This window comes from Candidatus Erwinia dacicola (assembly GCF_001756855.1).
GTDB lineage: Bacteria > Pseudomonadota > Gammaproteobacteria > Enterobacterales > Enterobacteriaceae > Erwinia > Erwinia dacicola.
In genome coordinates, this window is the sequence record NZ_MAYS01000327.1 from 1 (window position 1) to 1,617 (window position 1,617).

At 51.5% G+C, this 1,617-nt stretch carries 2 protein-coding genes; both read right to left on the minus strand.

Annotated elements, in window-relative coordinates; translation table 11 throughout:
* Positions 1-299: 299 nt before the first annotated feature.
* Positions 300-572, minus strand: a complete 273-nt coding sequence (gene hupA / locus BBW68_RS09500) for a nucleoid-associated protein HU-alpha (RefSeq protein WP_070135172.1) — start codon at positions 570-572, stop codon at positions 300-302.
* Positions 573-759: 187 nt separating this feature from the next.
* Positions 760-1,350 (minus strand): YjaG family protein, encoded by a 591-nt coding sequence (locus BBW68_RS09505; RefSeq protein ID WP_070135173.1) that lies wholly within the window; start codon positions 1,348-1,350, stop codon positions 760-762.
* Positions 1,351-1,617: the final 267 nt, after the last annotated feature.

Below are 1,617 nucleotides of genomic sequence, written 5' to 3' on the forward strand. Positions count from 1 at the left end.
TCCTAAGACTCTACCCCATCCTGCCAAATTTACACCACGTCCCAAGACTCTACCATCGGTAAGATAGCCGCTGGCGGTAAAGTCGGGAAGATCGGAATGCGAACTGCAGCCTGCTAACAGCAGCAGCATGGCGAAAGAGAGGGTGCGTTTGAAAAGGGATAGTTTCATGACGAAAAGAGTATTACAACCTCAGCCCCGGAAAAGAGGGGACGGAAGGGGAAAACGCCGTGAAGGCTGAAATGAGGATAAACAAAAGGGGCGAATCCGCCCCCCTGTTTAAACTTTTCACCGTTAGACGATTACTTAACAGCGTCTTTCAGTGCTTTACCAGATACAAATGCCGGTACGTTTGCAGCAGCAATTTTGATCTCTTTGCCAGTCTGCGGATTGCGGCCAGTACGCTCAGCACGGTGGTTAACTTTAAAGGTACCAAAACCAACCAGTTGTACAACATCACTTTCTTTCAGAGACTCAGTAATCGCAGCTAGGGTGGATTCCAGAGCAGCTTTAGCCTGGGTCTTAGACAGGTCCGCTTTGTCCGCAATTACATCAATCAGTTGAGTCTTGTTCATAAGTTATCCTTACAGTGTATTTATCGCTTGCTAAGCACCGAGTGCGAGGGAAAAACCAGATTCTGGCACTCTCCTGCATACACGCACCGATAGCCACATTTTCAGCCCTCCAAATGTAGACCAGACTGGGGGCGAATGTGAAGCCCAAAGGCGCGACAAATCGGGCCTGAGGTCACGTTTTGTTGCCTTACTGCTGAAAATTTATACCGATATTACTGATTCCGGATTCGCGCAGATCAGATCGCAGTCCTTTTATCAGTTCTAGGTCTCGCTCCTCACAGGAGGCGAGCAGGCGGAATATCTCCCATTGGATGTCCCATTCCTCTTCGACGGCGGGATTCTCTTTTAGCTCTTTTTCGGTCATTTCACGACCGGCCTGGGTCATTTCCAGCATCGCAACGGTCGTGATGGAGGTCTCGCTCACCGTAACCGCGTGGGTGAATGTTTCACCACTCAGGCGAGAGTGCAGCAGCTCGCTCAGCGCCACGCAGGCATCAATTGCCGGGTAAACACCATACAGATCGTAATCATCAGCAGAAGGGATCGCCCCTTCCAGTTTTTCTAGCTGGCTGTCGAAGTTAACCTTGGCGTCTTTCAACGCCAAGGTTTTCCACAACAGATCAAGAATGCGACGGTAGAGTTGGCCATCTCCAAAGCCGGTTTGCTGACAAAACTCGCGGTAGTTGGGCTCCATACGCTCGCACAGGCAGGCCATAAAAGTAACGTGCTGCCAGCTTTCGAGTTTTTCCAGCCGCAGGTGAATCGGGTTGCGTAACATATCGGGATCTCAGAATTAATGCGCTTCCCTCAGTGTACCTGAAAAGCCACTGGGCAGCACGAATGGTAATCTGCGGAGAGCTTGCTAAATGCCCGGCACCGGGAGGCGAGGCGATAGCGTCCACCCAGCGCGTGGATTCCGGCAGGCGATAACCGCGCATGGGTCGAGTCCGTCAAGGTGGTGTAAATTCACTTACAGCCTTCCGGTCCGGTAATGGACCTGTTATGCGCTGAGTGGCACCACGTCAGATTACGTCGTTTTCAGCAG